Source organism: Bacillus sp. FSL M8-0077 (genome assembly GCF_038050255.1).
Taxonomy (GTDB): domain Bacteria; phylum Bacillota; class Bacilli; order Bacillales; family Bacillaceae; genus Bacillus; species Bacillus altitudinis.
The window spans coordinates 3,746,884-3,759,456 of record NZ_JBBPAF010000001.1; the positions used below are offsets into that span (position 1 = coordinate 3,746,884).

The following is a 12,573-nucleotide window of genomic DNA, read 5'->3' on the forward strand; positions in this document are numbered from 1 at the left end:
CATATAAAACAGCCACATTCTATCAAGAGAATGTGGCTGTTTTTAAAAGAAGAACATGCATATCAACACACTAATGGCGATGAAAAAAAGATACATGAAGTCGATCCATGAAGTGCTGATGACATGATAATACGTTCTCTCCCTCGTCCCTGTGAAGCCTCTTGCTTCCATCGCAATGGCTAGGCGTTCAGATTTCCGTACGCCTTGCGTGAAAAGGGGGAGTGCATAACGTATAAATGCTTTCCAGCTGTTTTTTTGCTTGTAACCTCTAATTTTATGTGCAGACTTCATTTGCTTTAATTCACTTTGAAACAACGGGATAAACCGGAAGCCTGCCAGCATCCCATATGCCCATTTGGGGGACATTCGGCATTGATGGATTAAGCTCATCATAAAGGCCGTCAAATCAGTTGTTGATGTAAAAAGGAGACCAAATGTCACAAAGCCAAGCATTCTAAAAGAAATGGTCAGCCCATTTCTTAAACTCTCCTCTGTGATATGAAACCATGCCCACTTCCAAACTGTATGATCTCCCTTGCCAAAGGCCGCCATCATCCAAAATACGAGAATGAAAAAGAGCAGATAAGGTACAAGTTTGGTGATGAGATATTTCAAATTCCAGCCGCCTAGGATAAGTCCAATTCCAAGCGCAAACAGCCAGATGATAAACGTCGTTTTAGGATCAGAAATAGCCATTAGACAGCCCATCGCAAGAAGATGAGCGAGTAATTTCATGACTGGATTTACAGTGGATAGAAAGGATTGATTACTTTGCAATCGTCAGCACTTCCTTTCTTTCAGCCATATAGCGATAATGTAACGGCACTCTCAGCCCACAGGAAGTGACAAGTTCTTGATGAGAAAATAAATCAAAAGGCGTCCCCTCATACACGTGCTCCCCTTGATGAAAAACAAGCACCTGATCAGCGCACTCATCAACAAGTTCCATATCATGTGTAACCATGATAATGGTAGTGCCTTGTCGTTGACGTTCTTTTAAACGTCGGATTAACTCTCTGGCTGTTTTCTCATCCTGCCCGAAGGTCGGCTCATCTAAAATGAGAACATCCTGATCAAAAAGAAGCATCGTGGCAACACTTAATCTTCTTTTTTGTCCTAAACTTAAGGTGAAAGGATGCGCGTCTCTATGCTTCTCTAAGCCGAACTCTGCCAGTAGCTGATTCGTTTTTTCTTGCACAACAGGCTCTGGCCAATTTCGCTGTCTCCCACCAAATGCGATTTCATCAAACACTGTGTCCTGTATAAATTGAAGTTCTGGATTTTGAAATACAAAGCCTGCTTTTTCATATAATGTTCGGTCAGACCACTTTTTCAGCTGTTTTCCTTTTAAGAAAATGTGACCTTTCTTTATTGGTTCTAAACGTATGACATGTTTAAGAAACGTACTTTTTCCGCTTCCATTTTCACCGATGATCGCAACCCAATCTCCTGCTTTTATATCAAGGTGCAGGTCATCTATAATGCTTTTTTTCCCGTAGCTTAATTGTAGATGATCTGTGCGAATAATGACCTCTCGATTTGTTGATGTCTCATGACGTTCTTTTCTCGCCTCAAAGGTTTGCAAGAGTGTTTGACTCAGTGGATGAAACGGATCTTGTACGACAGTGGACCATTTCTCGGGAAATATTTTCGGACGCCAAATGCCAGCCTCTTTCATTTCTCCCTCAAATGTGTTCATCACGTCTTCTGGTGTTCCATCTGCTATTATACGGCCTTGATGATCTAATAAGATCACCCGATCCATCCACTCGATGACACCGTCTAACACATGCTCCACAAAAATCATCGTCTGATTCTGTTCAGCCGAAAGCTGCTGAAGCAATTGAAATATCTCCATTCTTCCTGCCGGGTCAAGCTGTGCAGTCGGTTCATCAAAGAACAGGATATCTGGCTCTAATGCTAGTAAACAAGCAAGCGCCAACCGCTGCTTCATGCCGCCAGATAAGGTATGAATATCTGTATTTGGGTCAACATCCAGCTGTACCTTTTTCATGAGATGCTGAATCATGTCATCCATTTGTTCACGAGGGACAGATCGATTCTCTAAGCTAAACGCAATTTCCTCATTGACTCGGTGCATACAAAACTGCGAATCTGGGTCTTGAAACATGACACCTGTATGTCTTTGCAGTATCACTTCTCCCTGTACTTCAGCTTCCATATGCTCTGGAATAATGCCAGCAAGCACAGAAATAAGCGTAGATTTCCCGCTTCCACTTGGTCCTAATATCAGCACCTTTTCCCCCTTTTGAATAGAAAGAGATACTTGATGAAGAACGGGATTCGGCTGTTCATAAAAACGGACAGTGAGATTACTGCACGCGAGAAATGAATCCATGCTGGTCACCCTTACTTCGTTTTTCTTTCATGATGGCATATTGATTCAGCACACCCGTTTTAGATAAAGCATCCACCACAACCTTTGCCAAGCAACCACCGAGTAACATACCGCTGATGACTTGAGTGACAAGTGTCATGAGTAACACTTGAGGCGTGTAATAGCCGAATCCATTGGCAATTAAGCTATATGCCATTGCCCCTACTGCTGCAAAGGCACCAGACAGCATGAGTGTCCACATGCGATATCGCTTATAGCCAAAAAGAGCGAAGGCGATTTCTGCTCCAAGTCCTTGGCATACACCAATCAAAAGCGCAGAAAGACCGAAGTGGCTGCCTGTCAGTAATTCCACGGCAGCGGCAGCTGTTTCTGCGATGAGGGCAGCTCCTGGCTTTTGGATAATGTAAGCAACGATTGGACTGGCAATGACCCAAATTCCGAACATGATGTTGCCTCCTGCTGGACCGACAAGGGCTGTAATCGGTAAATAAAGAGTCGACCACCCTAAATAGATGACTCCGCATGCCACTGATAAAATGACAGCAAGAACGACTTCTTTCATCTTCCATGTCATGAAGAATGCACCTCCATTTGGACAGGCCACTCTTCGACAGTAAAGGCCATTTCCCAGAATTTATACTCAAGCTGACAGCTTAAGATGAAGTGCTGTTTCATTTTCTCCTTTTCCTTCTCACTTGCTCCTTCCGCCCACTGATCAAGCCGTTTGCAAAGCTCCACTGTGACAGAGTCCGTTAACCCGCCATAAAACGTGATCCACTCATAGAATGGATGGGCAGGGTCGGGCTCGACATCTTTGAGCATGCGTTTGCCTATTTCCCAATAGGTCCAAGGGCAAGGGAGCAAGACCGCAATGATTTCTCCTAGCGTCCCTTCCTCGGCGACTTGCAGCATGTGATGAATATAGTGATGAGCACTTGGCGCCAAAGACGCACCTTGCAGTTCATCATAAGTGACACCTGCCACTCGGCAAAGATTTTGATGAGGATGGGTCTCACTATCAAGGACAAAAGCCATTTGTTGATGGAAAAAGGTAATGTCCTCTCTTTCTGTACATCTGCTGATGGCTGCCGCATAAATTTTAATAAAGGCATTTAAATATTCTGCATCCTGCTTGACATAATGAATGATCTGTTCCTTTTCGAGTTCTCCTGCTGCAAGTCCTCTCACAAATGGATGCTGATAAATCGCTTCAAATAATGGCTCTGCTTCTTGCCTTAATTGCGTTGAAAATGTCATAAAAAAAGCCTCCTCTTCTTCAGTTGAATAAATGAAAAAGCCACCCCAAATGGAGCGGCCTTCTTATCGATTCAATCATGAATAAGACAAGGTCCAGCTCCACTTCCCTCCGCTAGTACAAACTAGATCAGGTTCAAAGGGTCCAAGATTTTCTCTTGTCTCAGTCATACATGACTCCCCTAGTGGACTTTTGTCATTTAATTATCTTTACTCTACACATGTGGCGATTTGATGTCAACCGCCGATCTTAATTCAATGTACTAATCGTTGGCAGCTTCTCGATCCCAGCTGCATAGTAGAAATTAAGGACACTGAAGAAATCAATTGGCTTTCCTGTCTTTAAATCAACAGCCAAAATATGATCGCCGTAATTGGTCAGATCATCAATGTCCAAACGCCTTGGCGTTGTCTTTCCGAGAGTATCAACAAAGCTGCTATGGTAGTACTGCCCGCTAGCAAACGATGATTCATGATACATAAATAATGTCTCCACATCTAAGTAGACGAGAATGGCCTCAGAGGAACTCGCGTATGGAGCAGAGTATGACACTGGTGCCGAAATACTCTTCACTTTCACACTGTCAACAGAATGCGTTCTCTGTTGATATTTTCCATCATATGAGAAATAAAACACACGCTCCCATTTATAATCGGCGGTCTTAGATTGTTTGTTATACACTTTTGTACCATTTGCGAAAACATCCCCATTAGCATACGTAGCGACAAAATATTGCAATGTTGATGACAGGGATTCAGCACCTGTGAAATTTGGTGGGTTTTTTGCATTCACTTGTAATGTATATGAGTCTCCAAAGTCTCCACCGCTAGTAATACCAAACGCATAATCACCCGCTGGTAAATTGCTTAACGCAAGGAGGCTGCCTGCTGGTTGAATCAGATCCGTTGGATAAGCTTGTCCTTCTTCATAATCAATAACAAATAACTGAACGAAATAATCAGCATTTGAAGAGGTAATCCGGCTGATGAGTGCCTGAGCGGACGATGTACTTAAGAACCATAAATCAACTGGATCTTCCTCGTTTAAAACTGCCGATTGATTAATGGCTAGTCCATCAATAGAGCGAACGGCAGACGTGCGCATCTTCCCATCTGCAGCCGCTTTTCGTTTAATACTTATTCCTTTTTTCTTATCTACTTTAAATGATTTTTTTACTTGCTTCTGTTGAACCGCAGTTCCTTTATCCTGCTTTTCAAACGACTCTTGCACTTGCTGAATGGCTTTTTCAGTCAGTGGCGATACTTTTTCACTTGATTTTGGTGCATCTTCTGCTTTGATTGCTGGTGAAAATAAACCTGTTGTGACCAATAAAATAGACAGTAAGGCGGCGGTGATTTTGACGTAAAATGCTCTCACAGGAACATCCCCTTTTCCCTAATTTGGGTTTTTTACCCTGTGATCATTTTACCATTTTTCCAATACTTGTTTTGTACTTTTTCAGGAAATTTTTATAACAAAAAACCAGCCGTATGAGTCACGACTGGTTTTTTTGATGATTTATGCAATGGTTTTGACAAATAAGCGTGCTGTTTCTGCACTTGATCCTGGATTTTGTCCAGTAATGATTTGTCCGTCTACAACAGCGAATGGCGCAAATGCATCGCCTTTTTCAAATGCTGCCCCTTGCTCGCGAAGTTTTGTTTCCAATAAAAATGGAACTTTAGATGTCAGCTGAACAGCATCCTCTTCCTCATTTGTGAAGCCTGTTATTTTCTTGCCGTCGATAAATGATTTTCCATCGTGATCCTTCACATCAACAAAGGCAGAAACGCCATGGCAAACTGCCCCAACGGCTCCATTTTTGTCTGAAATCGCTAAAATCGCATCGGCAACCAGTTGATTGGACGCAAAGTCGATCATTGGGCCATGTCCTCCAGCAAAGAAAATGCCATCATACTCAGCTGGGTTTACATCTGTCAGTGCCTTTGTGTCTTGAAGTAATTCATACACATCTTGATATTGTGCTGGAACTCCTTCAGGAATTGAATTTTTATCGATCGGTACTGTTCCACCTTTTATTGAAACAATTTGCACGTTTAGTCCATTTTCTTTAAAAATATGAAACGGCTCGGCCAATTCTTCTAGCCATAAGCCTGTTGGGTGTCCGTTCATTTCTGAGCTGCTTGTTGATACTAATAAAACGTTCTTGCTCAACTTGATCATCCTTTCTAGTTATCATGTGGTTATTTTATATTTTGCACAATTAAATATCAAGCAATCAGACTTAGATACAACTCTTTATGTTATACCCGATTTTTATTAAAATATAGCCTCACTTCAAATCTAATCATTCTGTCACATTCTATTGACAGGGAATTTCATGTAAAATTGTGATGAAATGATATAATATGAGAAACAATTGACAGACCTCTTGCGCTAGAGGGAATTTAAAAGGAGTGGAAAAAGAGATGAAAACCTATTCGATTGTGATGATTATCATCACGCTCTGTATCATATTGGCTGTCTTTTTAATGAATCTTACGGGCGTCATGTATGGAAAAATCATATTGGCTGTCGCTGTTGCCCTTTGTCTTACGTCCATTATTCGTTTGATGGGAATGCGTAAAAGATAAAAGCCGCCCTCTGGGGCGGCTTTACTGTGTAGACAAACCCTCGCATTCGGTGTCAGTCCTGCGCTTCGGTGCTCACCAATGTCAAATTCGCTCCGATGCTCGTCCTTCCTAAACTGCAAAGGTTTTCTATCACGCTGATAGGATTATATAGCCAGGATAAGTGCAATTAATGCAAGAAAAGCTGGTAACCCTTGTTTGATCATAATCGATTTATTAGACGTCACACCGCCAAATACTGCTGCGATGAACACACAAAGAACGAAAAATAGCTGAATCATATATCCTACGGTATTTGAACCAAGAATGAGTCCCCAAATGAGTCCAGCAGCTAGAAAGCCATTGTATAGCCCTTGATTAGCAAACATCACTTTCACATTTGGATCCTTTTGTAAATGTTCAGGCAGACGGAAAGATCTTTTCGCCATTTTTGATTCCATAAAAAACATTTCTAGTAACATGATGACAATGTGCTCTAAAGCGACAATCCCCACCAAAATAATTGCTAAAATATTCAATTTAGTGAATTCCTTTCTGGTATACGGTCTCGTATTTGTATTTTGTCCGTGTATAAATCAAAGTCTTGGATTAGCTCTAACGCCTCATGAAAACGACTTTGTGGGATGTCTTTCATTTTTCTTACACCAAATTCCTTTTTAATAAAAGCCATGATGGTATTGATATGAAGCTTACCGTGGCCATCATACTCTAAATGGCTGCAAAAAGTCTGCATCGTCCCTCGAATCACCTTTAATTGCTTGGCAGTGACACAACTCATTGGTAACGCCCATCCTTTCTTGGTTTTTTAACAGCTAAAAAGAACATTGAATGAAAGAAAAACCTTCCAATCTCTATTATATAATGGTTTCATTCGGATATCAAAATAAAAAAGAACAAACATTCGATCAACAACGAATCATAAGCTAAAAATCCATGTCTTAGCATATCGAAAAGCCGGATTCATGGGTAGAATCCGGCTTTTTGCTTAGTTGCTTTTAGAAATTAATACCTTTCCTACAGAACGGTCTTTACTTTGTCCGACGACTTTAAAGGATAGGCCGTACGTTGGCACATCACGTCCTGCATCCGGGTTATTTGGATTCACATAGTTCTTTTTATCACTAAATGTACGTGTTGGGCGGATATAGCGATCCTCTAAGGTTAAGCCTGTTGTCGCTGTATAATCAATATTCAGCTTCGTGCTCGGATTCAAAGAGAATGCTGCATCATGTACTTGGAAACCTGTCGCTGCAATAGAGCCGTCACTCCATTTCAACACTTGTTGATCTGCATCTACGACTCCAAGGAAGCCGTTCCCTGGATGTTTTCCTACCCAGTTATCACTGTACGATTGATCGACATACCACACGACCAAACCGTTATTATAGCTCATCAGACTTGCTCCTCGTTTGATATGCTTTAATCCTTTATCGACATCAGCATAAGAGCGCCATTCTAGTAAATAATACTGCGCGGCATATTGTTTTCCATTAGATTGAGAGAATCCATTAAAAGTGAACGTGGACGTTCCCTCGGCATCATCTGACCACACTTTTTCTCCATCTGCTGTAATCTTTAGATCATCTACAAATAAACCTGGCAGTGAATATCCTGCATCGGTTGTATAGCGGAATTGCAGATCGATCTTCTTCCCTGCATAAGCAGAAAGATCAAAGGATGCATCTACCCAGCCGTCTGAATTTCCGTCGATGCCATTGCCTTCATTCGCTCCTGCCTCATTTCGATCATTCGTAATATTACCAGCAATGGTTGTCCATTTGTCTGTTCCCGTTTCACGAACTTCTACATACGCATAGTCATAATCTTCTTCGATATCGTACCATGCTTTAAACGTAAGCTCGGCTTTGCTTCCCTTCGACAAATCAATCCCTGATGTCGTCATGGTAGCATTCAAATTGTCACCTGATCCGCTGAAGTATGAATATTGCCCTTGTGCAGGCTGAGTAACTACAATCTCTTTATCTGGCAAATCGACTCGAACCGCATCATGATTGGTTCCTTTTGTTGCTGCTTCATCGATTAAAACTGTTTTGCTTTTTGTTAATGTCTTACCATCAATGGTTTTTCCAGAAAGCCAGTTGCCGCCATGCAAGTTTTGAAGCATTTCTTTTGCATATGGACTAAAACCTGTTGGTTCCGTACCAGGTACTTTACCTGCCCAGCTTCCGCTTGACATGATAGACCAATAGGAAACGGGCTCTCCTCTGCCTGTGTATTGTGTATCATATTCATCAGGTAGACCAAGATCATGTCCAAATTCATGTGTGAACACGCCTGCAGCGCCATCTTCAGGTTCAATCGTATAATCTAGAGCGCCTAACTTTCCTCCTTGACCCACTTCTGATTCAGTGTTTGGAATCTCAAATACATCACCAAGTGACCAGCGATGCGACCAAATCGCATCAGAGCCAAGCTGTCCGCCGCCAGCTTCTTCACCTACGCCAGCATGTACAACCATAAGGTGGTCAATGATACCGTCCGGCTCATTATAAACACCGTCCCCATCCATATCATAGCGGTCCCATTGATCATATTCACCAAGGTCAATGTTTGGGTCCTTTGCCGCTGCTTCGAGGGCTTCTTTCACCAATTCGCGCGGTCTGCCGTCACTGCCAGATTCGTCTGGTACGTTCCCGCCATAATATGCTGCTTCATGCTTGGCTGTATACCATCCAGCCACTGTTCCACTAATCGTGTAGCTCCCACCAGACTGCTTTTCATAATATTGTTTCATAGATACTTTTCTTTTACCATCTGGACCGATGTAGCCATTTTTTCCGAAAAGCATATCTTGGTAATGCTGCTGATCGTACTTGTCATAGTACATATCAGTCTCTTCTTTTTTAATACTATTATGCTTATAATCTTTAAAATCTACTAATAATACCAAGACTTTATCATTACGGACGTCGCCTTTATATTTTTCCTTTTTCACCGGCTTTACTTGATTGCCTTCTTTTCCTTTATGCTTCTTTAACTTTTTCTTTTTGGCTAATTTATTATGTACATTTTGTTTGTATTCTTTTAGGAATTCAGGTTCTTCTGTTAAGGTACTTGCGCTTTGTTTCATCGCTGCTTCTTCTTTTTTCTTTAGGTAGTTCTTTAATGCTTTTTGGGTTTCTGCCTCATTGGCATTCTTTTTGATCTTTCCTTGTTTTTTCAAGGCTTTGATGAGGCGGTCTTCATTGACAACACTTGCGTCGAATGGAATACCTGAATAATGACCGCCATCTGAGGATGTTGACTTTTCTGAGGTGTGGGCAGATAGAGGGGTGCTGAAAGCTGTCAATGTGCCTAAACTGAGGACAGCTGTTAGTGCGATGCTCGTCCATTTCCCTTTTTTCATATTGGTTCCTCCCTAATTTGGTAATAAATAATATCTAATTCTAGCATATTCCAATATACTTAAGTCGAAAAACATTTTATTTTCAGAAATTTTGTGGAAAATGCACAATACGGGATTGAAATGGGTGGAACGAATTGTCGAAAATAATAGAACCCCAGGTGATGAACGGGGGACTGACACCCGTTTTTGATACATGGATCAAAACACCTTAATGAAACAGCAGTTGCCGAAACTTTTTCGGTGACTTTCTAATTTCAAACTGGAGTGGAAGAATTCGATCGGGCATACACTTATGGGACATGCTCATGATAATGCCTTTTTCCTTAATCTCGTTTTGATCAGCATATGAAGTCAGACTGCTCCTTGATTAACCATCGTATAAGTGACTAAATCTTTTATGGTGGGTAGATAAAACATTTTTTGACCAAATGGCAAATACATAATATCGGTCACTCTTTTTATGGATTTATCGTAGAAGAATCCCGTTTCAATTGATTTTCTACATGTAAAACAGATCGTTAAAAAGGCATATTAGGGTGAATTTTATTGAAACTCTCAAATTTATTTCTATTGACATCAACCAAAAGGTGTAACTATAATGGTTACATTTCATCTGGGTGTAACTGAGTTCGTTACATCTTTTTTTCTAAGGCTATCCAGTATGAATCAAATATTCACTTTGTTTCGGGGAGGTTAATGATTGAACAATATCCAATTAATTCGCTAAAGAAATATTTATGTATTGGCTACACTCGTACATAAGACCTGTGTTTTTAGTCATTAATAACATATAGGGTCTTCGTAAAAAATGAAAAAGGAGAATCATCTAATGTTTAAATTAAAATCAGTCATAGGATTTACTTTAGGTCTTTGTTTCGTGTTATTGCTAAGCGCATGTGCTAGCAATGAAGATACAAAAAATACAGCAACCGATAACAAAAACACAGCGGACAAACAAGCTGTAAATCTTAAAATCACAACATTCAACCCTGGTGATAAAGCAGTTTTTGCTGTCACTTCTAGCTTGATTGAAGGACCGAAAGAAGTCATTCTTGTCGATACCCAGTTTGAAAAGGATAATGCAGAGAAGTTAGTAAAAATGATTCGCGATACAGGAAAGAAACTGACAACTGTTTATATCAGTCATAAAGACCCTGATTATTACTTTGGTCTCTCTGCCATTCGTGAAGCATTCCCTGATGTGAAAATTGTGGCAACGCCTGAAACTGTTAAGGGAATTAAAAAAACGATTCAGGCCAAAAATGATTACTGGAATCCAATATTGAAGAAAAATGCACCAACAGCACAGATTATTCCAGATGTTTTAAAGGGAGATAAACTGACCGTTGATGGAAAAAACATCAAAATCATTGGACTTGACGGACCAGACCCATCTCACACTTTTCTTTGGGTTCCATCGAAAAAAACAGTTCTAGGTGGAGTACCTGTTTATGAGAATGAATATGTTTGGACAGCAGACAATCAATCTCAAAAAAGTCGTGATCAATGGCGTGAAATTCTAAATCATATTCTTGATCTGAAACCGGAACGTGTGATTCCAGGTCATTATCTAGGTAAGAGCGCTGAAGATACATCAGCAGTTGTGTTTACCCGTGACTATATTACAAAATTTGAAGCAGCAGCTAAGAGGGCAGACAATTCAGCTCAATTGATTGCTGAAATGAAGAAAGAGTATCCGAACTTTGCGAACACTGGAGACTTAGAATTGAGTGCTAAAGTCATGAAAGGCGAACAACAGTGGCCGTGATGTCATAAATATGATTGACCATTCAGTGTGTTCTCATTTTAGATGGGAGCACCTGAATGATTAGATGAAATATTTCGACTTGATTATTTTACCTCCTTAATTGATTTCATCTTCACTTCAAGTGAATAACTAACTCTTGAACCCATAGAAAGACACCTCCAAATTGATTTCAGGTATTCTATACCCGATTTTCAACTTAAAGGTGTTTTTATTTGTCTCCCTTTATAGGGTCCAGTCCTGAACGTCTAGGGTGTTTGTTGTTTTACTATGAAAGTTGCTGGCCTTGAAAGGCAACAACATCCAGTGGAGCGGCTAAAAATTCTTTTGCCTTTGCGACGAAAGCTTGGAAATGTGCACTTGCATTATGGCTTTGCACTGCTGCTTCATCTTTCCACACTTCTACCATTAAGAAGGTATTTTCCTTATCTGTATCCTTGAAAAGCTTGTAGGACACATTACCTACTTCTTCCTGTGATGCTTTCATTAAACCGTTGATTTCTTCTAGAAATACGTTTTCTTTCTCTGGATGAATGGTCATCCCTGCATGAATAATAATCATATGATCGTCTCCCTTTTTTAAAAAATTATTTCCACTCTGTGATGCGGTCGATCGGTAAACGGTAAGATGCATAACCTGCGTCAGCCGCTTTCCCAATGGATAGAAGCATAACTGGTACATAGCGCTCTTTATCCCAGCCGAATGTTTCAGCGATGACTTCTTTGTCATATCCGCCAATTGGGTTTGTATCATAGCCATGCGCACGAGCAGCAAGCATCAGCTGCATTGACACAAGTCCACCGTCAATTAAGATCGTTTCACGATTCACTTGCTCTGGAAGAGCTTCAAAATGTGCAGTTAATGCAGCAATTTGTCTTTCTTTTACTTCCTGCGGCATGTAGCCATTTTCTACTGCTTTTGAATAAATTTCTTCTAAGTATTCATTGTTTTTCATATCTGCAAACACAGCGATGACAGCTGATGATGTAGCTACTTGTGTTTGGTTGAATTTTGCGAGTGGTGCAAGCTTTTCTTTTCCTTCTGGGCTGTCAATGACCATGAAGCGCCAAGGCTGTGCATTCACTGATGATGGTGCTGTTGTTGCCTCTTCTAAAATCTCCGTCATTTCTTCTTTGCTAATTTTCACTGCTGGATCATAGTTACGAATGGAGCGGCGCCCTTTCATAATATCCATAAAATCGTTTGTTTTTAATGTTGTAGCCATGTGTAACACT

The 12,573-nt window shown here is 40.7% G+C and carries 12 protein-coding genes, 1 pseudogene and 1 riboswitch; of the genes and pseudogenes, 2 read left to right on the forward strand and 11 right to left on the reverse strand.

Going from position 1 to position 12,573, the window contains the following annotated elements; all coding sequences use genetic code 11:
• Positions 1–42: 42 nt before the first annotated feature.
• From NST57_RS19405 to NST57_RS19430, 6 genes are all read right to left on the reverse strand, one after another.
• The gene (locus NST57_RS19405) at positions 43–777 is read right to left on the reverse strand and encodes a CbiQ family ECF transporter T component (protein ID WP_142153261.1); all 735 of its coding nucleotides are present in this window, start codon (positions 775–777) and stop codon (positions 43–45) included.
• A complete protein-coding gene (locus tag NST57_RS19410) occupies positions 767–2,359 on the reverse strand; it encodes an ABC transporter ATP-binding protein (RefSeq protein ID WP_341299099.1) in 1,593 nt (530 codons plus the stop codon). Before NST57_RS19410 ends, NST57_RS19405 begins: the two co-directional genes overlap by 11 nt.
• Positions 2,334–2,933 (reverse strand): ECF transporter S component, encoded by a 600-nt coding sequence (locus NST57_RS19415; RefSeq protein ID WP_019743666.1) that lies wholly within the window; start codon positions 2,931–2,933, stop codon positions 2,334–2,336. Before NST57_RS19415 ends, NST57_RS19410 begins: the two co-directional genes overlap by 26 nt.
• Positions 2,930–3,616, reverse strand: coding sequence for a thiaminase II (gene tenA / locus NST57_RS19420; protein WP_341299100.1), 687 nt, complete (start codon positions 3,614–3,616; stop codon positions 2,930–2,932). The genes NST57_RS19415 and tenA overlap by 4 nt, the downstream gene beginning before the upstream one ends.
• A gap of 87 nt (positions 3,617–3,703) precedes the next feature.
• Positions 3,704–3,807: riboswitch (TPP riboswitch) on the reverse strand.
• Positions 3,808–3,863: 56 nt separating this feature from the next.
• The gene (locus NST57_RS19425; RefSeq protein WP_341299101.1) at positions 3,864–4,991 is read right to left on the reverse strand and encodes a hypothetical protein; all 1,128 of its coding nucleotides are present in this window, start codon (positions 4,989–4,991) and stop codon (positions 3,864–3,866) included.
• A gap of 141 nt (positions 4,992–5,132) precedes the next feature.
• Positions 5,133–5,789, reverse strand: a complete 657-nt coding sequence (locus tag NST57_RS19430; RefSeq protein WP_341299102.1) for a type 1 glutamine amidotransferase domain-containing protein — start codon at positions 5,787–5,789, stop codon at positions 5,133–5,135.
• Between the two features lie 227 nt (positions 5,790–6,016).
• Between NST57_RS19430 and NST57_RS19435 the strand changes: the two are divergent.
• A pseudogene (locus NST57_RS19435) lies at positions 6,017–6,208 on the forward strand (hypothetical protein); the annotation flags it as partial.
• Between the two features lie 143 nt (positions 6,209–6,351).
• On the opposite strand, the gene NST57_RS19440 reads toward NST57_RS19435, so the two are convergent.
• The 3 genes from NST57_RS19440 to NST57_RS19450 all read right to left on the reverse strand — a co-directional run bounded on the left by NST57_RS19440 (position 6,352) and on the right by NST57_RS19450 (position 9,572).
• Positions 6,352–6,723 carry a DUF1304 domain-containing protein gene (locus NST57_RS19440; RefSeq protein ID WP_341299103.1) on the reverse strand — a complete coding sequence of 124 codons (372 nt, stop codon included), beginning with the start codon at positions 6,721–6,723 and terminating at the stop codon, positions 6,352–6,354.
• The gene (locus NST57_RS19445) at positions 6,720–6,983 is read right to left on the reverse strand and encodes an ORF6C domain-containing protein (RefSeq protein ID WP_341299104.1); all 264 of its coding nucleotides are present in this window, start codon (positions 6,981–6,983) and stop codon (positions 6,720–6,722) included. Before NST57_RS19445 ends, NST57_RS19440 begins: the two co-directional genes overlap by 4 nt.
• A gap of 207 nt (positions 6,984–7,190) precedes the next feature.
• Entirely contained in the window at positions 7,191–9,572 is a 2,382-nt protein-coding gene (locus tag NST57_RS19450) for an immune inhibitor A domain-containing protein (RefSeq protein ID WP_341299105.1), read from the reverse strand.
• A gap of 829 nt (positions 9,573–10,401) precedes the next feature.
• On the opposite strand from NST57_RS19450, the gene NST57_RS19455 reads away from it, so the two are divergent.
• Complete coding sequence (locus NST57_RS19455) at positions 10,402–11,340, forward strand: MBL fold metallo-hydrolase (protein WP_341299106.1); 939 nt, start codon at positions 10,402–10,404, stop codon at positions 11,338–11,340.
• A 265-nt stretch (positions 11,341–11,605) separates the two neighbouring features.
• Here NST57_RS19455 and NST57_RS19460 read toward each other — a convergent pair whose 3' ends face one another.
• Together NST57_RS19460 and NST57_RS19465 are read right to left on the reverse strand one after the other, a co-directional pair.
• On the reverse strand, positions 11,606–11,899 hold the full coding sequence (locus NST57_RS19460) for a putative quinol monooxygenase (protein ID WP_341299107.1): 294 nt from the start codon (positions 11,897–11,899) through the stop codon (positions 11,606–11,608).
• A 25-nt stretch (positions 11,900–11,924) separates the two neighbouring features.
• Complete coding sequence (locus tag NST57_RS19465; protein ID WP_341299108.1) at positions 11,925–12,563, reverse strand: nitroreductase family protein; 639 nt, start codon at positions 12,561–12,563, stop codon at positions 11,925–11,927.
• Positions 12,564–12,573 lie beyond the last annotated feature (10 nt).

What these genes read in the sequence shown, in the direction of transcription:
- NST57_RS19410 (WP_341299099.1), bottom strand. Translation starts at nt 2,359, where the DNA reads ATGGATTCATTTCTCGCGTGCAGTAATCTCACTGTCCGTTTTTATGAA.
- NST57_RS19415 (WP_019743666.1), bottom strand. Translation starts at nt 2,933, where the DNA reads ATGACATGGAAGATGAAAGAAGTCGTTCTTGCTGTCATTTTATCAGTG.
- tenA (WP_341299100.1), bottom strand. Translation starts at nt 3,616, where the DNA reads ATGACATTTTCAACGCAATTAAGGCAAGAAGCAGAGCCATTATTTGAA.
- NST57_RS19445 (WP_341299104.1), bottom strand. Translation starts at nt 6,983, where the DNA reads ATGAGTTGTGTCACTGCCAAGCAATTAAAGGTGATTCGAGGGACGATG.
- NST57_RS19450 (WP_341299105.1), bottom strand. Translation starts at nt 9,572, where the DNA reads ATGAAAAAAGGGAAATGGACGAGCATCGCACTAACAGCTGTCCTCAGT.
- NST57_RS19455 (WP_341299106.1), top strand. Translation starts at nt 10,402, where the DNA reads ATGTTTAAATTAAAATCAGTCATAGGATTTACTTTAGGTCTTTGTTTC.
- NST57_RS19460 (WP_341299107.1), bottom strand. Translation starts at nt 11,899, where the DNA reads ATGATTATTATTCATGCAGGGATGACCATTCATCCAGAGAAAGAAAAC.
- NST57_RS19465 (WP_341299108.1), bottom strand. Translation starts at nt 12,563, where the DNA reads ATGGCTACAACATTAAAAACAAACGATTTTATGGATATTATGAAAGGG.